Annotated in this window: 21 protein-coding genes; 12 read left to right on the forward strand and 9 right to left on the reverse strand. The window is 55.0% G+C overall.

What is annotated here, in order from left to right; all coding sequences use genetic code 11:
* Positions 1–88: 88 nt before the first annotated feature.
* Positions 89–1,771 carry a C4-dicarboxylic acid transporter DauA gene (gene dauA / locus I6L74_RS20395; protein WP_059179776.1) on the forward strand — a complete coding sequence of 561 codons (1,683 nt, stop codon included), beginning with the start codon at positions 89–91 and terminating at the stop codon, positions 1,769–1,771.
* A gap of 80 nt (positions 1,772–1,851) precedes the next feature.
* On the opposite strand, the gene ychH is transcribed toward dauA, so the two are convergent.
* A complete protein-coding gene (gene ychH / locus I6L74_RS20400) occupies positions 1,852–2,127 on the reverse strand; it encodes a stress-induced protein YchH (protein WP_012017726.1) in 276 nt (91 codons plus the stop codon).
* Positions 2,128–2,398: 271 nt separating this feature from the next.
* Between ychH and pth the strand changes: the two genes are divergently transcribed.
* Both pth and ychF read left to right on the forward strand, forming a co-directional pair.
* The gene (gene pth, locus I6L74_RS20405) at positions 2,399–2,983 is read left to right on the forward strand and encodes an aminoacyl-tRNA hydrolase (protein WP_059179775.1); all 585 of its coding nucleotides are present in this window, start codon (positions 2,399–2,401) and stop codon (positions 2,981–2,983) included.
* A 126-nt stretch (positions 2,984–3,109) separates the two neighbouring features.
* Positions 3,110–4,201, forward strand: coding sequence for a redox-regulated ATPase YchF (gene ychF / locus I6L74_RS20410; RefSeq protein ID WP_059179774.1), 1,092 nt, complete (start codon positions 3,110–3,112; stop codon positions 4,199–4,201).
* Between the two features lie 105 nt (positions 4,202–4,306).
* Here ychF and I6L74_RS20415 read toward each other — a convergent pair whose 3' ends face one another.
* Positions 4,307–4,609 (reverse strand): cupin domain-containing protein, encoded by a 303-nt coding sequence (locus tag I6L74_RS20415; RefSeq protein ID WP_059179773.1) that lies wholly within the window; start codon positions 4,607–4,609, stop codon positions 4,307–4,309.
* Positions 4,610–4,792: 183 nt separating this feature from the next.
* Between I6L74_RS20415 and I6L74_RS20420 the strand changes: the two genes are divergently transcribed.
* Complete coding sequence (locus I6L74_RS20420; RefSeq protein WP_059179772.1) at positions 4,793–7,081, forward strand: FdhF/YdeP family oxidoreductase; 2,289 nt, start codon at positions 4,793–4,795, stop codon at positions 7,079–7,081.
* Between the two features lie 3 nt (positions 7,082–7,084).
* Here the strand turns inward: I6L74_RS20420 and I6L74_RS20425 are convergent, their stop codons facing one another.
* The gene (locus tag I6L74_RS20425) at positions 7,085–7,918 is read right to left on the reverse strand and encodes an AraC family transcriptional regulator (RefSeq protein ID WP_059179771.1); all 834 of its coding nucleotides are present in this window, start codon (positions 7,916–7,918) and stop codon (positions 7,085–7,087) included.
* A gap of 119 nt (positions 7,919–8,037) precedes the next feature.
* Here I6L74_RS20425 and I6L74_RS20430 point away from each other — a divergent pair, with 119 nt between their 5' ends.
* Entirely contained in the window at positions 8,038–8,778 is a 741-nt protein-coding gene (locus tag I6L74_RS20430; protein WP_059179770.1) for an AzlC family ABC transporter permease, read from the forward strand.
* A 1-nt stretch (position 8,779) separates the two neighbouring features.
* Positions 8,780–9,103, forward strand: coding sequence for an AzlD domain-containing protein (locus I6L74_RS20435; RefSeq protein WP_059179769.1), 324 nt, complete (start codon positions 8,780–8,782; stop codon positions 9,101–9,103).
* 12 nt (positions 9,104–9,115) lie between these two features.
* Here the strand turns inward: I6L74_RS20435 and I6L74_RS20440 are convergent, their stop codons facing one another.
* The gene (locus tag I6L74_RS20440; protein WP_059179768.1) at positions 9,116–9,892 is read right to left on the reverse strand and encodes a phosphate/phosphite/phosphonate ABC transporter substrate-binding protein; all 777 of its coding nucleotides are present in this window, start codon (positions 9,890–9,892) and stop codon (positions 9,116–9,118) included.
* Positions 9,885–10,856, reverse strand: a complete 972-nt coding sequence (locus I6L74_RS20445; RefSeq protein WP_059179812.1) for a fatty acid desaturase — start codon at positions 10,854–10,856, stop codon at positions 9,885–9,887. The genes I6L74_RS20440 and I6L74_RS20445 overlap by 8 nt, the downstream gene beginning before the upstream one ends.
* Before the next feature lie 114 nt (positions 10,857–10,970).
* On the opposite strand from I6L74_RS20445, the gene I6L74_RS21595 reads away from it, so the two are divergent.
* Positions 10,971–11,096 (forward strand): hypothetical protein, encoded by a 126-nt coding sequence (locus I6L74_RS21595; RefSeq protein ID WP_255210206.1) that lies wholly within the window; start codon positions 10,971–10,973, stop codon positions 11,094–11,096.
* A 28-nt stretch (positions 11,097–11,124) separates the two neighbouring features.
* Here the strand turns inward: I6L74_RS21595 and I6L74_RS20450 are convergent, their stop codons facing one another.
* On the reverse strand, positions 11,125–12,321 hold the full coding sequence (locus I6L74_RS20450) for an MFS transporter (protein ID WP_059179767.1): 1,197 nt from the start codon (positions 12,319–12,321) through the stop codon (positions 11,125–11,127).
* A gap of 115 nt (positions 12,322–12,436) precedes the next feature.
* On the opposite strand from I6L74_RS20450, the gene I6L74_RS20455 reads away from it, so the two are divergent.
* Both I6L74_RS20455 and I6L74_RS20460 read left to right on the forward strand, forming a co-directional pair.
* Positions 12,437–13,393, forward strand: a complete 957-nt coding sequence (locus I6L74_RS20455; protein WP_059179766.1) for an AraC family transcriptional regulator — start codon at positions 12,437–12,439, stop codon at positions 13,391–13,393.
* 127 nt (positions 13,394–13,520) lie between these two features.
* A complete protein-coding gene (locus I6L74_RS20460; RefSeq protein WP_059179765.1) occupies positions 13,521–15,227 on the forward strand; it encodes an alpha,alpha-trehalase in 1,707 nt (568 codons plus the stop codon).
* 98 nt (positions 15,228–15,325) lie between these two features.
* Here I6L74_RS20460 and I6L74_RS20465 read toward each other — a convergent pair whose 3' ends face one another.
* A complete protein-coding gene (locus I6L74_RS20465; protein WP_059179764.1) occupies positions 15,326–17,428 on the reverse strand; it encodes a TonB-dependent siderophore receptor in 2,103 nt (700 codons plus the stop codon).
* 114 nt (positions 17,429–17,542) lie between these two features.
* Positions 17,543–17,797, reverse strand: coding sequence for a GlsB/YeaQ/YmgE family stress response membrane protein (locus I6L74_RS20470; RefSeq protein ID WP_059179763.1), 255 nt, complete (start codon positions 17,795–17,797; stop codon positions 17,543–17,545).
* A gap of 205 nt (positions 17,798–18,002) precedes the next feature.
* Between I6L74_RS20470 and ycgR the strand changes: the two genes are divergently transcribed.
* Entirely contained in the window at positions 18,003–18,734 is a 732-nt protein-coding gene (gene ycgR / locus I6L74_RS20475) for a flagellar brake protein YcgR (protein ID WP_059179762.1), read from the forward strand.
* 37 nt (positions 18,735–18,771) lie between these two features.
* Here the strand turns inward: ycgR and emtA are convergent, their stop codons facing one another.
* Positions 18,772–19,383, reverse strand: a complete 612-nt coding sequence (emtA, locus tag I6L74_RS20480) for a membrane-bound lytic murein transglycosylase EmtA (RefSeq protein WP_059179761.1) — start codon at positions 19,381–19,383, stop codon at positions 18,772–18,774.
* Positions 19,384–19,493: 110 nt separating this feature from the next.
* On the opposite strand from emtA, the gene ldcA reads away from it, so the two are divergent.
* Both ldcA and I6L74_RS20490 read left to right on the forward strand, forming a co-directional pair.
* Positions 19,494–20,408 carry a muramoyltetrapeptide carboxypeptidase gene (gene ldcA, locus I6L74_RS20485; protein ID WP_059179760.1) on the forward strand — a complete coding sequence of 305 codons (915 nt, stop codon included), beginning with the start codon at positions 19,494–19,496 and terminating at the stop codon, positions 20,406–20,408.
* A gap of 97 nt (positions 20,409–20,505) precedes the next feature.
* On the forward strand, positions 20,506–22,239 hold the full coding sequence (locus I6L74_RS20490) for a potassium/proton antiporter (RefSeq protein ID WP_059179759.1): 1,734 nt from the start codon (positions 20,506–20,508) through the stop codon (positions 22,237–22,239).
* Positions 22,240–22,289 lie beyond the last annotated feature (50 nt).

Below are 22,289 nucleotides of genomic sequence, written 5' to 3' on the forward strand. Positions count from 1 at the left end.
TTTGTCTGGAATATTCATTTGTATGATCAATGCCAACTTCACCTGCCATTCACATGACAGATGATGCGCTCTCGGATGAAAGATAATTGTGAAAAATATTGTCCCCTCACATGTTCTGCCCTTTCGCGCCCTCATCGACGCCTGCTGGAAAGAGAAATACACCTCATCGCGATTTATCCGCGATCTGATTGCCGGTATCACCGTCGGGATCATCGCCATCCCGCTGGCAATGGCGCTGGCTATTGCCAGCGGCGTTGCCCCGCAGTACGGCCTTTATACTTCAGCCGTTGCCGGCATTGTGATTGCCCTTACCGGCGGGTCGCGTTTCAGCGTATCTGGCCCGACCGCCGCCTTTGTGGTGATCCTCTATCCCGTCTCACAGCAGTTTGGACTAGGGGGTTTACTGGTTGCCACGCTGATGTCCGGCGTCTTTTTGATCCTGTTTGGGCTGGCACGTTTTGGCAGACTGATTGAGTACATTCCGCTTTCCGTGACGCTAGGCTTTACCTCCGGGATCGGCATTACCATCGGAACCATGCAAATTAAGGATTTCCTGGGTTTGCAGCTCGCGCACGTCCCTGAACACTATCTGCAAAAAGTCGGGGCGTTGTTTATGGCACTCCCTACGGCTAATCTGGGTGATGCCGCGATTGGTATCGTCACGCTGGGGACATTAATTCTCTGGCCGCGGCTGGGCATTCGTTTGCCGGGCCATTTACCCGCGCTATTATTGGGTTGTGCAGTCATGGGGGCGGTCAATTTGCTGGGTGGGCACGTTGCCACCATCGGCTCGCAGTTCCACTATATTCTGGCGGATGGCTCTCAGGGTAGCGGCATCCCACAGTTGCTGCCGCAGCTTGTGCTGCCGTGGGATCTGCCGGGTTCCAGCTTTACTCTGAGCTGGGATTCGTTGCGCGCGCTGCTTCCCGCCGCGTTCTCTATGGCGATGTTGGGTGCGATAGAATCGCTCCTCTGCGCCGTTGTCCTTGATGGCATGACCGGCACCAAGCACAATGCCAATGGCGAACTGGTTGGACAGGGATTAGGCAACATTATCGCCCCGTTCTTCGGCGGTATTACCGCGACGGCTGCAATTGCGCGCTCTGCCGCTAACGTGCGCGCTGGGGCCACGTCACCGGTTTCCGCAATTATTCACGCGCTGCTGGTTATCCTCGCACTGCTGGCTCTGGCACCCTTGCTGTCATGGCTACCACTGTCCGCAATGGCTGCCCTGCTGTTGATGGTCGCATGGAACATGAGCGAGGCGCATAAAGTGGTGCATCTGCTGCGCCGTGCGCCAAAAGACGACATTATTGTGATGCTCATCTGCATGTCGCTGACAGTGTTGTTTGATATGGTGATCGCCATTAGCGTGGGGATCGTGCTGGCATCGCTGTTGTTCATGCGTCGCATTGCGCAGATGACGCGGCTGGCCCCAGTCAATGTTGATGTCCCTGAGGATGTACTGGTTCTGCGCGTCATTGGCCCACTGTTTTTTGCGGCGGCAGAAGGTCTGTTTAGCGATCTGGAATCCCGAATTCAGGGTAAACGCATTGTGGTGTTGAAGTGGGATGCGGTTCCGGTACTCGATGCGGGTGGTCTGGATGCCTTCCAGCGTTTTGTCGATCGTCTACCGGACGGCTGCGAGCTGCGCGTCAGTAATCTGGAATTCCAGCCACTGCGCACGATGGCGCGTGCCGCTGTGCATCCGATCCCTGGACGGCTGGCCTTTTATCCCAACCGCGAGGCGGCATTAGCGGATCTCTCCTGATACCGCTGTCGGGCGGTAATACTCTCCTTCAGACATAAAAAAACGGCTCTCGGGAGCCGTTTTTTTATTCACATAGCGCGTCAGCTGTGCTTGTGCTGGTCGCGGCGGCAGCGTTTATCATAGTGACGCACCCACCAATATCTGTCGCTCACCTGTTCATGACCGCTCACGCGTGCGCCTGCAAGCCACAAAACCGCCCCAACGAAGATGCTAAGAATCGCACCATGGGCGAAATATTGCGGCAGGTCAATCTGAGGCAATTGGTTTAAAATTGAATAACCCACGCCTGCTACCATCACGAACAGGCCCAATCCCATTAGCACATTACCGAGTCGTGAAGCGTTTTTGCGTTTCATATATCACCTCCGCAGCCTGGGTTGCAGGGAAAATGTCCCTAATCCTTGTGTGTAAAGTATAGACACCACCCCTTTTATGAGTTGCGTGAATGATCACATTAATGACTCTCGTCACAACAAAAGTTTACAAATAAGCGTCTGAACAACATGAAATTCTAATGATTCAACTGCGTCATTATTCGCAAATACCCCTTCCTTTCGCAGAATTTTGTCAATCGGCGCGGCAAACAGTAAACTACGCGCCAAATCTGGAACCTTTAGGAATTGAAACGTGACGATTAAATTGATTGTCGGCCTTGCCAACCCCGGTGCGGAATACGCGGCAACCCGCCATAACGCCGGTGCCTGGTATGTTGATTTACTGGCTGAGCGGTTGCGTGCTCCCCTGCGTGAGGAGCCAAAATTCTTTGGCTATACCTCGCGCATCAACATGGCGGGTGCAGATGTGCGCTTGCTGGTTCCAACGACGTTCATGAATTTAAGCGGCAAAGCGGTGGCCGCGATGGCGACATTTTATCGCATTAATCCGGATGAAATTCTGGTCGCTCACGATGAACTCGACTTACCGCCAGGCGTGGCGAAATTTAAACTGGGCGGCGGGCACGGCGGGCACAATGGCCTGAAGGACATCATCAGCAAGCTTGGTAATAACCCAAACTTTCATCGCTTACGCGTAGGAATTGGTCATCCAGGTGATAAAAATAAAGTTGTGGGTTTTGTGTTAGGCAAACCGCCGAGTTCGGAACAGAAGCTCATCGACGAAGCAGTAGACGAAGCGGCGCGCTGTACTGAAATCTGGTTGCAGGATGGCTTAACCAAAGCGACCAATCGCCTGCATGCTTTCAGAGCGCAATAATCCCGACGTTCAGGCTTTTTTACCGCGCGTGACGCAGGTTACGTGTATAATAGGCAAAGTTATTTACTTTTCTTCAATCGGTTAATGCTAACGGGTTGAATATCAAGACATTAAGGTGATTTAAAGATGGGATTTAAATGCGGTATCGTTGGCCTGCCAAACGTTGGCAAATCCACCCTGTTTAACGCGCTCACCAAAGCGGGCATCGAAGCAGCAAACTTCCCGTTCTGTACCATCGAGCCAAACACCGGTGTTGTGCCGATGCCCGATCCTCGTCTGGACCAGCTCGCGGAAATTGTTAAGCCGCAGCGTATTCTGCCGACGACCATGGAATTCGTGGACATCGCTGGTCTGGTTAAAGGCGCGTCCAAAGGCGAAGGCCTGGGCAACCAGTTCCTGACAAACATCCGTGAAACCGAAGCGATCGGTCACGTGGTTCGCTGCTTCGAAAACGACAACATCATCCACGTGAATAATAAAGTGGATCCGGCTGACGATATCGACGTGATCAACACCGAGCTGGCGCTGTCTGACCTGGACACCTGCGAGCGCGCGATTCATCGCGTGCAGAAACGCGCTAAAGGCGGTGATAAAGACGCGAAAGCGGAACTGGCGGCGCTGGAAAAATGTCTGCCTCAGCTCGAAAACGCGGGTATGCTGCGTTCCCTGGCGCTGACCGAAGAAGACAAAGCGGCGATCAAATACCTGAGCTTCCTGACGCTCAAGCCAACCATGTATATCGCTAACGTTAACGAAGACGGTTTTGAAAACAACCCGTACCTCGACAAAGTGCGCGAAATCGCCGCTGGCGAAGGGTCTGTGGTTGTGGCGGTGTGTGCTGCCGTTGAGTCTGACATTGCTGAACTTGACGACGCCGATCGCGAAGAGTTCATGGCCGAGCTCGGCATTGAAGAGCCGGGCCTGAACCGCGTGATTCGCGCAGGCTACGAGCTGCTGAATCTGCAAACCTACTTCACCGCAGGCGTGAAAGAGGTCCGCGCATGGACGATCCCGGTTGGCGCTACCGCTCCACAGGCCGCCGGTAAGATCCATACCGATTTCGAAAAAGGCTTTATCCGCGCTCAAACCATCGCGTTTGAAGATTTCATCGCCTACAAGGGTGAGCAAGGCGCGAAAGAAGCCGGCAAAATGCGCGCTGAAGGTAAAGACTACATCGTGAAAGATGGCGATGTGATGAACTTCCTGTTCAACGTCTAACGCTTTCCGCTTTTTCACGGGGTTTTGGGAACCCGTGAAAACTGCCTGAAACATTTAAATCCACGCTTTGGCGTGGATTTTTTTATCCAAAAATTTATACCGCTGTCACTCACCCAAATCCACCAGCAGCAACGTGCCAAAGCTCCCCGGCGGCACATGGTGATTCGCCCCCTTCGGTACAAAGCAAAACTCACCCGCAGCGAGCGTAAAATGCTGTTCCTCAATCACCAGCGGCAGCTCACCGTCAAGCACCAGCAGCATCTCTTCAAAATCATTGTGTACTTCCCAGGGAATGCCCTCTCCGCCCATTTTAATGACTTTGATTCTGGCATTTCCTACCGCGCCCAAAATGCGCGACTGCCAGATTTGCGGCAGATCTGCCACGACGCTCGCAATTGACGTTTTCATCCCTTTCCCTCTCTGTATTTTGCCGACATTTTTATTGCGCGAGACGAAAGGTTTATCATGATAAAGATAAAATACTGTTACTAATTCGTTGAATTATCATTAACAAAAATCTTCTAAGATTAGCTAATAATCGGCTTAAAACGTAAATGAAGCCGCTTTCAATCCGCATAGTCAGGAGTTCCCATGAATAACACACGACGCTCAGTACCCGGAATCCGACACTATGACGGCCCAGCCGGCGGATGGGGGGCCTTAAAAGCCACCGCCATTGCCGTACGCACGCAAATGGATACCTTCGAAGCACCCGCCACGTTACTCAATACCAACCAGCCTGATGGATTTGACTGCCCAGGCTGTGCGTGGCCGGATAAAGAACACAAATCAACGTTCCAGTTCTGCGAAAACGGGGCCAAAGCCGTGACGTGGGAAGCTACCAACAAGCGCGTCACGCCGGCTTTTTTTGCCGAAAATACCGTTACGTCACTGCTGGCAAAAAGTGACTTTGAACTGGAAGGCTATGGTCGTCTCACGCACCCGCTTGAGTATCATCAAGAGAGCGATACATTTCGCCCGGTGGAATGGGAACACGCCTTCGCCCGCATCGGCGAAGTATTGCGCGATCTCCCTGCCGACGCCGTCGAGTTTTACACCTCTGGTCGCGCATCCAATGAAGCCGCGTATCTGTTTCAGCTTTTTGCACGCGAGCTGGGCACCAATAATTTTCCTGATTGTTCCAATATGTGCCATGAAGCCACCAGCGTAGGTTTGCCTCGCTCAATCGGCATTGGTAAAGGCACGGTTTCGCTGGATGATTTTGATAACACCGAGCTGGTCATTTCGATTGGCCACAACCCCGGGACTAACCATCCGCGCATGATGGGCACGCTGCATGAGCTGGCCCGTCGCGGAGTGCCGATTATCGTCCTCAACCCGATGCGTGAAAGAGCGCTGGAACGGTTTGCCGATCCGCAAAGCGTTATCGAGATGGCAACCTACGGCTCAACGGATATTGCGTCGACCTATTTTCAGGTTAAAGCCGGAGGCGACGCCGCCGCACTGAAAGGTATCGCGAAGCATCTGCTGGCGCTTGAGGCTCAACAAGGCAATGTGCTGGACAACGAGTTTATTGCTCAACACACACAAGGTTTTGACGCCTTTTCCGCTGACATTACCGCTACCCCATGGGAAGCCATTGAGCGCGAATCGGGTCTTACCCGAGCCGATCTGGAAACCGTCGCAGTTGCGTATGCCAAATCGAATGCCACCATCATCACCTATGGTATGGGGATCACCCAGCACAACAAAGGCACGTCTAACGTGCGGCTGATCGCCGATTTGTTGCTGATGCGCGGCAATATCGGCAAGCCAGGCGCCGGAATTTGCCCCCTGCGCGGCCATTCAAACGTGCAAGGCAACCGCACGGTGGGCATCACCGAAAAGCCCTCCGCCGCCTTTTTGTCGCGGATTGAAGAGGTCTTCGGTTTTACGCCGCCGTCTAAACACGGGCATGATGCGGTGCAAACCACGCAGGCCATGATCGCCGGGCAAGCAAAAGCTTTGATCTGCCTGGGCGGTAACTTTGCCGTGGCGATGCCCGAGCACGAGCGCGTTTTCCCGGCTATGCGCACGCTGGATTTGAGCGTCCATGTCGGCACCAAGCTGAACCGCACGCATCTGCTGACCGCCAAAGAGACATTTATTTTCCCCTGCCTGGGACGTACGGAGCTGGATATGCAGCAGACCGGCAAACAGTCCATCACCGTTGAAGACTCCATGTCGATGGTTCACGCCTCCTCAGGCAAGCTCAAGCCCGCATCGCCTCATCTGCTCTCTGAACCGGCAATTGTGGCGGGAATGGCTCAAGCTACGCTTCCAAACAGCAGTGTCGCCTGGCAGGAGCTGGTGACGAATTACGATTTGATCCGTGATTTGATTGAAAAAACGTTGCCGGGCTTCGACCGCTACAACGAACGCATCAGAACGCCGGGGGGCTTTCGCATGCCGTTACCGCCAACGGAGCGCGTCTGGCCCACCCCAACCGGCAAAGCGATGTTCTCTGTGTTTGACGGCGTCGATGAGAATATCAATGGCACAGGGGACAACGTTCTGCGGCTGGTCACGCTGCGCAGTCACGATCAGTACAACACCACGATTTATGCCCTGGATGACCGCTATCGTGGGGTGTTTGGCCGCCGGGATGTGCTGTTTATGAATGAAGGAGATATGGCACAGCTGGGGCTGGAGCATGGCGACCGCGTGGACATTACCACTGCGCTGCCGGATAGCGAACTGCGTCTGGACGATATCACCGTGGTGGCGTATCACATCGCCAGCGGCACGGTCGGGGCGTATTACCCGGAAGCCAACGTGTTAGTCCCGCTGGATTATCTGGATAAGGAGAGCGGAACGCCGTCCTACAAATCTGTGCCGGTTACCGTCACCCTGCGCTCAAAAGAGATCCGCGCGATCTAATCGCTACGCCGACGCCGCGGCAAACACGCCCGGCGTCGTGCCAAAGTGCGCGCGAAAATGTTTAATCAAATGGCTCTGATCGAAAAAGCCCACGTCGCTGGCAACCTGCGCAGCGCTCACGCCTTTCGCGAGCAACGCTTTAGCGCGCACCAGCCGAAGCTGCGTCAGATACTGGTGGACAGAAAGCCCGGTCATGTTCTGAAAAGTGCGCATAAAGTAGAACTCGCTTAACCCCGCCACCTCAGCAATCTCTTTTACCGAAACGGGATGCATATAGGCGCATTGCAGAAAATCGACCGCCCGACGGATATCCGTGCGCACAACGTCCTGCCGTCCCTTGCTCACAGAACGTTCTCCGTAGCGCCCAACCAGCAGATTCAGCACCTGATACATCACGCACTCTTTTTCCAGCGGATCGCGACTTTCGCTCAGCACGGCCGATGCCTGCAGCATGCTGCGTGCCAGTTTGGGATCGTGACGCATGCCTTCGGAACCAAAATTGACCTCACCCTTGCCGCGAAGCACCGTTTCAGCCACACCGTTCAGCAGGGCTTGCGAGGGATAAAAGGCGCAATAGTCCCAGCCTTCGTCGCGCTGCACCGCTTCGCCGGTATGCACTTCGCCGGGGGCGATGATCATCACCGTCCCCGGCGCAGCGATCCCCCGCTCTCGACAAATGCGCGTGCGTTGCGCCCCGCGAGCAAAGGCGGCGATAACAAATTCATCATGGAAATGAGCCGGATAACTGTGCTCGTAGCAGGACGCCCGCAGGATCTCCATCCCGCCGTGGAGGCCCTTGTCGCGCCAGAGCTTGATTTCATCCCGCGATTCTCTCATTCCGTCTATGCCTTTCGCCCTTGAAGTGAATTATTTCTGCCAGTGAGCAGGATTTTACTATAGCGATTTTCACCAATTCTTAAGATTATCATTCAGTGACGTATAAATGAGACAAATAGATGTTGATGAATATAAAGACTTCTCAGCGAAACGACGCCCGCGCGGAATTTCGCGCAGGCATCACCGCCTGCTTGCCCACCATCCCCGGCTACTGGAGTATCGGTTTTGCCGCCGGAGCGATCGGAACGCTGTCGGGATTTACGACCGTCCAGACCGCCCTGATGGCAAGTGCGCTGTACGCCGGTTCGGCGCAGTTTCTGTTTTATTCCCTGTGGGCGACGGGCGCAGAAATCGCGTCGGTCGTTTTAAGCGTGTTCCTGGTGAATCTTCGTTATCTGCTGATGAGTTCCGCAATGAGTCTGTTCTTTCGTGACTACACCACAACGCAAAAAATCATCAGCGGGCTGTTGCTCACCGACGAAACCTTTGGCGTCGCCGTGCAGCAAGGTAGTCAGCAAAATAGCGTGCCCTACGCGTGGATGCTGGGGCTCAATCTGGCCGCCTGGATCAACTGGATCCTCGCCTGCGTGGTCGGCGCGGGGCTGGCATCTGCCCTGCCACCGTCGTTAATGGAAGGGTTGAGCTTCAGCCTGGTGTCGATGTTTATCGGCCTGGTCTTGATGATCTGGTTTGCCAGCCGCCGAAAAGCGCTGGAATCCTTCAGCATCGCCGCAGCGGTAATCATTACGTTGCTGACGGCCAGCCATACCGATATGAGCGTGGTGGTGATTGTAGCAGCGTCCGTTTCCGCCACGCTGGCGACGCTTGGTTTGCGCCTCTTCAGCCGAGGGGAGAAATAAGATGGAGCGAAATATTTTACTGGCAATTATGGCCTGCGCGGTCGTCACGGCGTTGATGCGCACGGTGCCGATTTTACTGCTGTCCCGATTCCGTCTGGCGCCCATGTTACAGCAGTGGCTAAGTTTCATTCCCTCCGCGATTATGGCCGCGATTGTCACCGCCGAACTGATGGGCAAACCGGCGCTTACACCCTCCGGGATCAGCCTGTCGCTGCTGGCCGCACTGGCGGCCACGCTGGCAGGCATCGTCACGCGCAGCCTGTTTGCGACCGTCCTTGCCGGCATGGTGGCGTTTTCAGGGTTAAGCTATTTTCTGATGGGCTAGTTTACAGGTGGGTCACGCCCTTTCGCGCCAGTCCAGCAACACGGTATAGGGCTGGCGCGTGACCTCGCTAAATCCGCCGATGAACATGTCATCGCAAATTTGCCGGTATTTTGTCGCGCTCACCAGGTCACTCAGCGCGGCCCGGATGCGGGAAAGTGTCTCTTGCGTGGTGGTCTTCGCCGTAATCAGCGGCAATCCTGGCGCTGGCGGGCTTTCGCCAATCACTGTCAATCCGTCGATCAGCGCCGGTTCGTGGCGCTGTAAAAGTGCCCAGGTGATGCAATCGATAGCCGCAATATCCGCCGCACCGCGCGTAATCTCGATCAATGATTGTCGATGGCTACCGCTGATAACGACATCTTCGAAAAAGGGTGCGTCGTGGTGAAGCGACGCGACCATTTTCAGCAACACGTTATAGCCCGATTGCGAATCGCGCGCGTTGCACGCCACGCGTTTCCCCTTGAAATCCGCCAGCATCTGTTGCGCATCCGTCGCGCGCGCCACTAAAAAACTGCGGTAATGAATCCCGTCGCAGCCGGGTGCGGTGTAATGAAAGCACCCTACCGTCTGCACGTCCGGTAGCTGCGTCATCAGCGGGAAACCGCAGGTCTGGCTGAGCAACAAATCCGGGTGACGCCAGTGCGACACCAAATTGTCCCCCGACACGTTCCAATTAAGATGACTCACATCCACACCGTGTTCAGCGAGCAACGTCCGCACGGCAAACGTTAACGCCTCATTGTCGGCGCATTTCACGGCATACATTGGAAACGCAAAGAGATTACTCATGTGTCTCGCTTGTCTCCACGCCGGGATGGACCGTCACATCCACAGTTTTTGCCCAAAAATGTCGTAACCACTCGCCATAGCCGCCAACCACAAATGCGTGGTTACGCCGCTGATAGTCCGATTTATCACGCAAATAGATGTCTCTCAGGCCGTACCAGGGCACGCCCGGGAGATCGTGATGCACAGAATGATAGTTGAGATTCAGAAACAGCACGCGCCAGGGGAGCGATGCCTCGTTAATCACCGAACGCGCCAGCGGATCGTCTGCGGCTCGATGCTCGTAAAAAGAGCGAATTTTGGTCAGCGCCAGCGCCGGATAACTTACGCCCAGCACAAAATACAGCGCAGAAAATCCGCGCCCTTCCATCCAGACAAACAGTCCCGCCAGCAGTGCGGCGTGCATCAGCCACATCGCCATGGCTTGGTAGTGTAAATCCCGAAATGCCCGCCCTGCACTCGCCAGCGTCTGACCAATATCCAGCAGAGGCGCTAACAGCAGTCGTCCCGGGAACGTGTTGCGCAGATGAATGATTTTACGCTGCCAGGGTGAAAACTGCGCCCAGCTTGCGTCGGTGAAATAGTACGACTCGGGATCGTCCGTCGGCACCGTCAGGCGATCGTGGCGATGATGTGCCAGATGCGAATCACGATACAGCCCGTACGGATACCAGACGGCGAGCGGCAATGTGCCCAGCAGCTGGTTAAACCACGCCACGCGGGTAGGATGACCGTGGATCAATTCATGCTGCAGCGACAGATACCAGGCGGTAAACCCGATAAGCAACAGCGTGGAGGGGATAAGGCCGAGGGTTTGCCAGAAAATCAGCGTTGAAAACCAACCGCCGTAAACCCCCGCAATCACCATCCAGGTCGGGAATTCACTGCGCCACAGCCAGCCTTGCGAGAGACGCCGTATCAATGCGCGCTGCTCTTCATGTAAATAGTAAGACGTTCCTTTACCCATCTGTCCCAGCGCCATTTTCGCAGTCTTTGTTTAATTCATGAAGATCTGAGATAACGCCGGAAATGACAAAGAATTTAAATGGCTAACCTTTGCCAAAATGTCGCAAGGAAAGACGTGACAGGAAACGTTAACGGCGGGATGGTCAGGATCGTCGTATTCCTGGAACTGGGCGCGCTGATTATCGTCGCCATTGCGAGGCAGAACGTGGTGAACGCCCGAAAAGTACAGCCCGCCGTGTGAACTAAACGCCCCTTTCCGGGGCGTTTTCTCATTCCGCCGTCACCGGTTTGACCCGAACGCCTGCCAGCACAATCACCATGGCGGAGACCAGCAGCAGGCCGCTGCCGGCAAATACGCCGCTGGCCCCGTTGAGGTCAAATATCGCCCCACCGCCTGCCGCGCCAGCACCAATCGCAAACTGAATGGAGGCGACCAGCAACCCGCCCGCGCTTTCGGCTTCGTCCGGCACGGTCGTGGCAAGCCAGGTCGACCAGCCAACGGGCACCAGCCCAAACGCAAATCCCCACAGCGCCACCAGCAGACCGTCCAGCATCGCCAGATGGCCAAACGCCACCATCATCAATGCCAGGATGCCCATCACGAAAGGAACCAGCGCCAGCGTCAGGCGCAAATTCCGCGCAAGCAACATCCCGGCAATGGACGTGCCGACAAAATTCGCCAGCCCGAAGCCTAGCAGGATCACGGAGATGGTCTCTACGCTGGCCTGTCCAACGGTTTCGAGGAACGGGCGCAGATAGGTGAAGAAGGCAAAATGTCCGCTGAAAATCAGCACCGTCGCCAGTAAACCGCCAATCATCCCCGGACGGCGCAACACGCGCAGAAGCGTCGCCAGGCTGCCGCTACTCTCCGGCTTCATTGACGGCAGCACCCAGAGCTGCCAGAGCAGCGCCACTATGCTCGGCACAATGCAGAGGATAAAGACGTTGCGCCAGCCAATCAGGCTACCGAGATAGCTCCCGAGTGGCGCGGCAACCACGGTGGCGACCGACACGCTGGAGAAGATCACCGCCAGCGCTTTTGGCACTTTATCCGCAGGCACCAGCCGCATCGCCGTCGCCGTCGACATCGCCCAGAAACCGCCAATGGCAATCCCCAGCAGTAAACGACCAAACAGCAACACGTTTAGGGTCGGCGCAAATGCCACCAGCAGACTGGAGATAATTTGCAGCACCGAGAAAAACATCAGTACCCAGCGACGGTCGATATTTTTCGTCGCTGGCGTTATCAGCAAACCGGTGACCAGCGCAACCAGCGCCGTTGCCGTGACCGCCTGCCCGGCCATGCCTTCGGTCACCCCCAGACTTGCCGCCATCGGTGTTAATAAACTGGCGGGTAAAAACTCGGCCGTAATCAGGCCAAACACCCCCAGTCCCAGTGAATAGACGGCTCGCCAGGCGGGTTTTGCGGGCACGATTGCCTCACTCGCCGCGATACATGAACTCATCGGTTGCTCTCCCGTTAAAATAATGTGACAACTGTCACGAATCATAGGGCGTTCCCCACGGACGATCTATGACATATAATCTCCACTTATTGATTATTCGTCCGGAGTTGTCTCCATGACCGTTCAGCCACCCGATATGATCAGCGAGCTTTTGCGCGGAATGCGGCTTTCAGGTGTGAAATATCGTCGCATCGAAACCACCTCGCCCTTTGGCGTGTCGTTTGCCTATGTCGCCGGCAAAGCGCAGTTTCATTTCGTGAGTCAGGGTTCAGCGCTGCTGCGCATGGAGAGCGGCGCGCGCTTTACTCTGAACAGTGGCGATGCGCTGTTTATCCCGAACGGTAACGCGCACGCCCTGCTTTCTGATGAAAACGCCACTGTGATCCCGGTTTCCGCCTATCCCAGTGAATCGATTTGCAACTCTGTCTGTGCCATCACCTGCGAGCCGTGCCCTCAGAGTGATAAGACGGTGATATTCAGCGGGTGTATGGACTTTGAGCTGGGCGGGATGCAGCCGCTGATCAAAGCGATGCCAGAAGTGATGATGGTGAGTCGCCTGATGTCGACGTGGCCCGAGATCCATCCGTTGCTGGCGGCAATGGAACGCGAATCCATGACGCGCCAGGTGGGGTTTGCCGGAATTCTGGCGCGTCTGGCTGATGTGGTCGCCGCACTCATCGTGCGTGGCTGGGTGGAAGCGGGTTGCGGCAAAGCCACCGGCTGGGTACAGGTTTTGCGCGATCCGCGCCTCAGCCGCGCGATTTATGCCATGCACCAGCAGCCTGGTGTCAACTGGAGCGTGGCGGAGCTGGCGAAAGAAGCCGGCACGTCGCGATCCGTTTTTGCCGAGCGCTTTTTGTCGGCCACCGGTACGACACCGGCAAAATACTTAAGCGAGCTGCGGATGCGGTTGGCGATTCAGTACATTCGTCATGAGCATCAGCCCATTGAAACCGTTGCGCTGCGTCTGGGCTATGGCTCGCTCGCGGCGTTCAGCCGGGCGTTTAAACGCATTGTCGGTCAGGCGCCCGGTGCCTTGCGGGAAACCACCCCGATTGCAGAGGAGATCTAAACAGTAAATCGTCTGGTTCTGCCTAAAGTGGGATGTTCAACACGCGAAGCCGGCGATATTCGTCTAAGGTTTTCAGGTGATTGACGACAGCGTTCACGCTGCTCGCAAATAAAAAGGAGAAGAATCGATGACGATAATTGATCTGCGCCGTCCTGCGGCTTTAACGCTGGCGCTGCGCGTCGCATTGGGAGGCGCACTGCTCGGTGTGGCTGCGTTCGGCCATGCCGAAGAGGCACAATCCACGCAAAAGCAGTCGCCGGATATTCTGCTCGGTCCCCTGTTTGTTGACGTGCAGACCGCAAAATTATTCCCTGATCAAAAAACCTTTGCCGACGCGGTACCCAAAAGCGATCCCCTGATGATCCTGGCGGATTACCGCATGCAGCATAAACAGTCCAGCTTTGACCTGCGACACTTTGTCGAGATGAACTTCACCCTGCCGGGCGAAGGGGAAAAATATGTTCCTCCCGCCGGGCAGAACTTACGCGAACATATTGACGGTTTATGGCCGGTGCTGACGCGCACCACCGATAAGGCCAGCAAATGGGATTCACTGCTTCCGTTGCCTAAACCCTATGTCGTGCCGGGCGGGCGTTTCCGTGAAGTCTATTACTGGGACAGCTACTTCACTATGCTGGGCCTGGCCGAGAGCGGCCACTGGGACAAAATCAGCGATATGGTGGCGAACTTTGCCTACGAACTCGACGCCTGGGGCCATATCCCCAACGGTAACCGCAGCTATTATCTGAGCCGCTCCCAACCGCCGTTCTTCTCCCTGATGGTTGAGCTGCTGGCGACGCATGATAAAGAGGCGCTGAAAACCTATCGTCCGCAGATGGAAAAAGAGTACGCCTATTGGATGGAAGGCGCAGAGAGCTTACAGCCGGGGCAGGCGAATAAACGTGTGGTAAAACTGGATGATGGTTCGATTCTGAACCGCTATTGGGATGACCGCGATACGCCCCGCCCTGAATCCTGGCTTGATGACGTGACCACCGCTAAAAATAACCCGAACCGTCCGGCGACGGAGATCTATCGCGATCTGCGATCTGCGGCGGCGTCTGGCTGGGACTTTAGCTCCCGCTGGATGGACGATCCGCAAAAGCTCGGGACGATCCGTACCACCAGTATTGTGCCCGTCGACCTGAACGCCCTGATGTTCAAGATGGAAAAACTGCTGGCAAAAGCGAGCCAGGAATCGGGCGATGCTGCCGCGGCCAGCAAGTATGAAAACCTGGCGACGTCTCGTCAAAAAGCCATGGAAAACCATCTGTGGAATGACAAAGAGGGCTGGTACGCCGATTACGATCTGAAGAGCAAAAAGGTGCGTAATCAGCTGACCGCCGCCGCACTGTTCCCGCTGTATGTGAACGCGGCGTCAAACGATCGCGCCGCGAAAGTCGCCAGCGCGACGGCCTCGCGTCTGCTTAAACCGGGGGGAATTTCGACCACCACCGTCAATAGCGGCCAGCAGTGGGACGCGCCAAACGGCTGGGCACCTTTACAATGGGTTGCCGCTGAAGGGCTGCAAAACTACGGTCATGAAAAAGTGGCGATGGATGTCACCTGGCGCTTCCTGACTAACGTTCAGCACACCTACGATCGCGAGCAAAAACTGGTCGAGAAATATGACGTTTCTACCACCGGAACGGGCGGCGGCGGAGGCGAGTATCCATTGCAGGATGGATTCGGCTGGACCAATGGCGTGACGTTAAAAATGCTGGATCTCGTGTGTCCGAAAGAGAAACCGTGCGACAGCGTACCTGCCTCACAGCCAGCGGCGAACGAGGATGTTGCTCCGCAATCGTCAACGCAGAAGAGTGTGGCGCAGTAGCCAGAACGTTATTTTATGGCTTACATCCTATAAGTGGATAGCAAACAAAACGGCAACCTCAGTTGCCGTTTTACTTTTTAGCCCTACCCTGAACTTAATCAGAAACTGTAGCTTGCCCCGACCTGATAAGTACGGTCGCGCCCAATCCAGCAGTTTGTGGCGTCATAACAGGTAAAGGTTTCTTTATTGGTGATGTTCTGCGCACTGGCCTTAATGGTCAGCCCTTCAAGAGAAGGTATAATTTCACCCATACGATAAGACGCCGCCAGATCGTACTGAGTCGTGCCGCCCAGTTTGCCCTGGTCGTTAGTCGGCGCAATCTCCATTGGCCCGGTGTAACGCGCACCGGCGCCGAGATTCAATCCTTTGACCGGCGTGCTGTCGAAGGTGTAATCCCCCCAAAGCGTAAAGGCATTCTCCGGCACCTGCGTCGGTCGTTTGCCCTGATACTTATCATCTTCGGTATTGATGGCGTGGGTATACGCGTAATTGCCGATCAACGTCAAATTATCGGTTGGACGGCTGACGACGGACAACTCTGCCCCTTTCGACTCTACTTCGCCCGTCTGACGATAGTTCAGGAAACCGGGATCAGTAGTGACTACATTTTTCTGGCGAATATTGAACACTGACGCTGTCAGCGTGGTGGCGTACTCTTCCAGCAGGTATTTGACCCCGCCTTCCATCTGTTTGCTGGTGGTGGGTTTGACGTCTTTCGCCATTAACGTGCCCTGCGGCGAAACCGGTGCAAAGCCCTCTGAGTAACTGATAAACGGTGAAATTCCGTTTTCAAAGGCGTACAGCGCGCCCAGTCGTTTGGTCACGCGATCCTGCGATACCCACGCCTTGTCGCCATTTTGCAGATAGTTGGTGGTAACCGAACGGTAATCGTCGTAACGCACGCTGCCGAGCAGATTGAGGCCGCCAAACTCCACCTGATCCTGCAGGTAGTAACCGTTTTGCTGATAGCTCAGGCGGTTTTTCTGCGCGGTATACAGGCCCAATGCGCTTTCGCTGATTTGCGTGTAATCCGGGTCACGCATATTAATACCAGGCGTTGCCGATGCGTAGCGATAATGGAAATGGGAATTCAGTTTTTGATAATCAAAGCCCGCCAGCAGATGATGTTTCCATCCACCCAGAGTCAGGGTTTTGGTCACCTGGTTATCAATGTTAAAGCTGTGCAGATCTTCATCTGTGGTGTACGCAAAACGGTTGAGCTGGTAAACCTCGCTGCCCGCACCCGTTGAATAGACGCTGCGCTGATGGGTGTCGACGTCAAAATAGCGCGCTTTTTGGTTGAAGCCCCAGCCGCTGTCAAATTCATGTTCAAAGCTGTAACCCAGCATCCACTGACGCTGTTTGAAGCCGCTCCACTCATCGCCCGCGTAGTCGCGTCGGCCAGCATATTTCGACCGCAAATAGGACAGCGGCAAAGGGTTAGATGGCGAAAGACTCGGGGTATTTTGCGCCAGCGCGTCAAGGGTGAGACGCGTTTTGCTATCAGGCTGCCAGGTGACAGAAGGCGCAACCAGATAGTTTTCCGTGCGCGTGGTATGCGGCTGATCGTCACCTTCGGTCGCTTTACCCAGCAGACGGTAATTCCAGTCGCTGTCGGCGATTTGCCCAGTGGAATCCAGATAGCCCTCTTTCAGATTGCGTGTGCCGGTATTAACGCCCACTTCCGTGTGCTGTTCTTTTTGCGGCTTTTTGCCCTGAATATTCACCAGCCCGCCGGGGGAACCGCCGCCGTACAAGACAGACGCGGGCCCTTTGAGAATATCCACGCTCTCGATTAACAGGGGATCGATTCGCGCTTTGGTATTCCCGGTGACGTTATAGGGCAGCTGAAGACCGTTGTAATACTCTTGCTCAACGGTGAAGCCGCGAATTTTGTATTCGCTCATATACGAGGTATTGCCACGCACTTCGGTGGACACGCCCGGTGCGTAGCGCAGAATTTCATTGACCGAGTTCGCGTGGCGCTGTTCGATCTCCGTGGCCGATATCGTGTTTATCACCTGCGGGGTTTTACTTTCAGCCACGGCGGATTTTGTGGCGCTGTTGGTCCATCCGGGCAGCGCGCTGTCTTGATCCGTCCCGCTGACCACGATGGTGGTTTCCTGAGCAAACGCGGGCGTGTGCAACGCCAGCGTGACCGCGCCTGCCAACGCACATATCGCAAAATGTGAGGTTTTCATATTGTCGTCTTATTATTAGAAATGGCTAGAAACGACAATTATTCTCATTTCGATTTACAAAGCAATATCAAGACCAAAAAAAACGGCCCTCACATGAGAGCCGTTGATGTTTGTTTACGCACGCCTGAGTAGCCGGAATATTGCCAGCACGACAATGGCACCCACGACAGCCACCAGGAAACTGTGCAAATTGAAGCCACTCACGCTGCCGCCGACGCCAAACATCGTCGCCAGCCAGCCTCCCACTACCGCACCAATCACACCCAGTAAACAGGTCAGGATAAAGCCGCCGCCATCACGTCCAGGCATGATGAATTTTGCGATAATACCGGCAATCAGACCAAACACAATCCACGCGATGATACCCATACGATGCCCTCTTGCAGATTAAATGCATGCGCTGAAACCTTCCGCGCAAGTGACTTAAGTATAGGACAGCGCGCGAAAACCATTCTTTGTCACCGACTTAATTACGTCTCATTTTTAAAAAAAATTCACCGGTTTGTATTAAGTTCTTTCGTTTACTGCCGATACTTCATCGACAGTTTGCCAGACAACCGAGGAGCCATTCGGCGTGAGTAATTACAGTGAGCAGTTCCTGAAGCAAAATCCGCTGGCTGTATTAGGGGTATTACGCGACCTGCATAAGGGCGAAGTCCCTTTGCGCATCAGTTGGTCTACAAATCAGTTTATTAGCAAGATTCTTGAAGCCACCCCTGAGCGACTGGTCATCGACCTCGGTAGTCAGGAATATGAAAACCGGGCGGCGGTGCGCGCGCAAAATCTCTCCGTGATGGCGGAAACGAAAGGCGCAAAAGTCGAATTTGTCCTGCCGCAATTGATTCAGGGCGACTATCAAGGTCTGCCTGCTTTTTTTGCGCCATTACCCAACAGCGTGTGGTTTGTTCAGCGCCGCGAGTATTTTCGTATCAACGCCCCGCTGCATCCGTCCTATTTTTGTAAAGCCAAAATGCCGGATAAAAAAGAGATCCGCTTTCGCCTGTTTGACCTTTCGTTAGGCGGCATGGGCGCATTAATGGACACTGCAAGGCCGGAAGGTTTGGTCGAAGGGATGCGTTTTTCGCAGATTGAGCTGGATATGGGCGGCTGGGGACGGTTTTACTTTGACGCGCAGTTAATTGCCATTAGCGAACGCAAAGTCGTGGACAGCAAAAACGAAACCATTACTACGCCACGTCTGAGCTTCCGGTTTCTGAATGTCGGCCCGGGCGCCGAGCGTGAACTCCAGCGTATTATTTTCTCACTGGAGCGAGAGGCGCGGGAACGCGCGAATAAAGTGATTTGATACGTGCCGGACAGCAACGTGCTACCCGGCAACGGCATTACATGGCGTCCATAGCTTTCTGAACTTTCCAGATATAGCGTGGGGCCTGTGGTGCCGGATGGTTCTTCGCAACATGGTCAACAAATTCGTTTTTATCCATGCCGTTGATCTCTTCAATCGCTTCTTTGCGATCCGATGAGAAGGTTCGCAGCAGTGCGCCCGCGCCGTTGACGTAAGAGACCACCAGCGCGTACTGCATCACTTCCGGATCGTCGATGCCCTTCAGAACCCCATGTTCCAGAATGCTCAAATACGCCGTACCCATTGAGATATTCCGTTCCGGATTTTTCAGCTCGCTGGTCGACGGCTGACCTTTCCAGCCCATGTAGCGGTACACTTCGCGCCCTGCCGTAGAGGCTTTAAGCTGCATTAAACCGACCGCATTCGATTTGCTTACAAGTTCAGGATTGCCTCCAGACTCCACCGCGATAATCGCCGTGATCAGCCGCGGGCTCACGCCCCAGGCCTTCCCGGCTTTTTCAGTGACAGGCATCCATTGCATCGCACGTTTCACGGGTACTTCCGGATTCCATGGCGGATTTTGATAATCTTTTTTAGTACTACACCCCGCCAGCAATACGATCAAAATAGCAAACCATCTCAATTTCACGTCATCTGTCCTTATATCCGGTCATCGCGATTACGTTATCCCCCTTGAAGCAGGCGGCCTATAGGCGGCATGATATAGATAATTAGGTTCTCATTCAGCAAGGAATTGCCATGTCCCGGTTTCATCTCATCGCCCCTTCCGGTTATTGCATTAACCAGGACGCCGCACAGCGCGGTATTCAGCGCTTACTGGAATCTGGCCATTCGGTAACAAATCAGACAATTATCCCCCGTCGCCAGCAGCGTTTTGCCGGAACTGAGGCGCAAAGGCTGGCGGATATCAACGACCTGGTGAAACTTGAAGGGGCGAACAACATCGTGCTGGCGGTGCGTGGCGGGTATGGTGCCAGCCGATTACTGGAAACCATCGACTGGGACGGACTGGCGACTCGCCAACAGCACGATCCCCTGCTGATTTGTGGGCACAGCGATTTCACCGTCATCCAGTTGGGTTTGCTGGCGCGGCATAACGTCATCACCTTTAGCGGCCCGATGCTGGCAGCGAATTTTGGTGCGCCGGAGCTGGGCGCCTTTACGCAGGCGCATTTCTGGCGCGCGCTGCAAAATCCCGTTCTGCAGATTGCATGGCAAGGCAATGGCCCGCAGTGTGAGTGTGAGGGACAGCTGTGGGGCGGAAACCTGGCCATGCTGGTCTCGCTGATTGGCACGCCCTGGTTGCCTAATATTGATAACGGCATTCTGGTGCTGGAGGATATCAACGAGCACCCGTTCCGCGTCGAGCGCATGCTGCTGCAGCTCATGCACGCGGGGATCCTCTCTCGTCAGCGCGCCATCGTCCTCGGCAGTTTTAGCGGTGCGACACCGAATGATTACGATGCCGGGTATACGCTGGAAAGTATGATGGATTACCTGCGCTCGAGAGTGAATATTCCGGTGATCGGCGGGCTGGCTTTTGGTCACGAACAGCAGACGGTGACCTTGCCGCTCGGCGCACAGGCTGTCCTTAAGCACGACGGGGCTGTCAGCGAATTAACAATCAGCGGCCATCCCGTTATAAAGGCATAAAAAAGCCTTTTTACCGCGGCAATAAAACGTGGTTTCGTTCGTTATTATGTTAGGGTTTATGTATCAGTCACTACATTGAGGTGGGAGTAAGACAACATTGGATGCCGCAGCGATAATCAGTCTTTTCATTTTGGGTTCAGTCCTCGTAACCTGCAGTATTTTATTAAGTTCATTTTCGTCGCGTCTCGGCATACCTATACTTGTTATCTTCCTCGCCATCGGCATGCTTGCCGGTATCGATGGTATTGGCGGTATTCCCTTCGATAACTATCCCTTCGCCTATATGGTGAGTAACTTCGCGCTGGCGGTGATATTGCTGGATGGCGGGATGCGCACGCAGGCCAGCTCCTTTCGCGTGGCACTCGGCCCTGCGCTCTCGCTGGCGACGGTTGGCGTGCTGATCACCTCCGGTCTGACCGGCATGATGGCCGCCTGGCTATTCCATCTTGATATTATGCAAGGGCTGCTGATTGGCGCGATCGTTGGCTCTACCGACGCGGCGGCGGTGTTTTCTCTGCTGGGCGGCAAAGGGCTGAACGAACGTGTTGGCTCGACCCTGGAGATTGAATCGGGCAGCAACGATCCGATGGCGGTGTTTCTCACCATCACGCTGATTGAGATGATTCAGCAGCATGAAACCGGCCTGAGCTGGATGTTCGCCTGGCATATTCTGCAGCAGTTTGGGCTGGGTATAATTATCGGTTTAGCGGGCGGCTATCTGCTACAGCAGATGATCAACCGTATTTCCCTGCCTGCTGGCCTGTATCCTCTGCTCGCGCTGAGCGGCGGGATTCTCATTTTCGCCCTGACGACCGCCATGGACGGCAGCGGTATTCTGGCTGTCTATCTCTGCGGCTTCCTGCTGGGTAACCGCCCGATTCGCAACCGCCACGCCATTCTGCAAAACTTTGACGGTCTGGCCTGGCTGGCGCAAATCGGTATGTTCCTCGTACTGGGCCTGCTGGTGACGCCGTCCGATCTGCTGCCAATTGCCATTCCGGCGCTGCTGCTTTCGGCGTGGATGATTTTCTTTGCCCGTCCGCTGTCGGTCTTTGCCGGACTGTTGCCGTTCCGCGGGTTTAACCTGCGCGAACGCATCTTCATCAGTTGGGTGGGTTTGCGCGGCGCCGTACCGATCATCCTTGCCGTATTCCCGATGATGGCCGGTCTGGATAACGCGCGGCTGTTCTTCAACGTCGCATTCTTCGTGGTCCTGGTGTCGCTGCTGTTCCAGGGGACTTCTCTGGGATGGGCGGCGAAAAAAGCAAAAGTAGTGGTTCCGCCTGTCGGTTTGCCGGTTTCACGCGTCGGGTTGGATATTCATCCGGAAAATCCATGGGAGCAGTTTGTTTACCAGCTGAGTGCTGATAAATGGTGCGTGGGCGCGTCGCTTCGCGATCTGCATATGCCCACCGAAACGCGCATCGCCGCGCTGTTTCGTGATAATGCCCTGCTGCACCCGACCGGCAGCACCCGTCTGCGTGAGGGTGATATTCTCTGCGTAATTGGCCGAGAAACCGACCTTCCGGCGCTTGGCAAGCTCTTCAGCCAGTCGCCGCCGGTGGCGCTGGATCAGCGTTTCTTCGGCGATTTTATTCTGGAAGCCAGCGCGAAATTTGCCGACGTGGCCTTAATTTATGGGCTGGAAGACGGTCTTGAGTACCGCGATAAACAGCAGACGCTGGGTGAGATCGTGCAGCAACTGCTGGGGGCCGCGCCCGTCGTGGGCGATCAGGTTGAGTTTGCCGGGATGATCTGGACTGTCGCAGAGAAAGAAGACAATGCGGTGCGCAAAGTGGGTGTGCGTCCTCTGGAAGATGAGCCTGAGTAACGTCACCTCGGCTCGTTCCCATCAGAACAGACTAAAAAGGCAACCCCAGG

The sequence above is a fragment of the Lelliottia amnigena genome, from assembly GCF_019047465.1.
Taxonomy (GTDB): Bacteria; Pseudomonadota; Gammaproteobacteria; order Enterobacterales; family Enterobacteriaceae; genus Enterobacter; species Enterobacter amnigenus.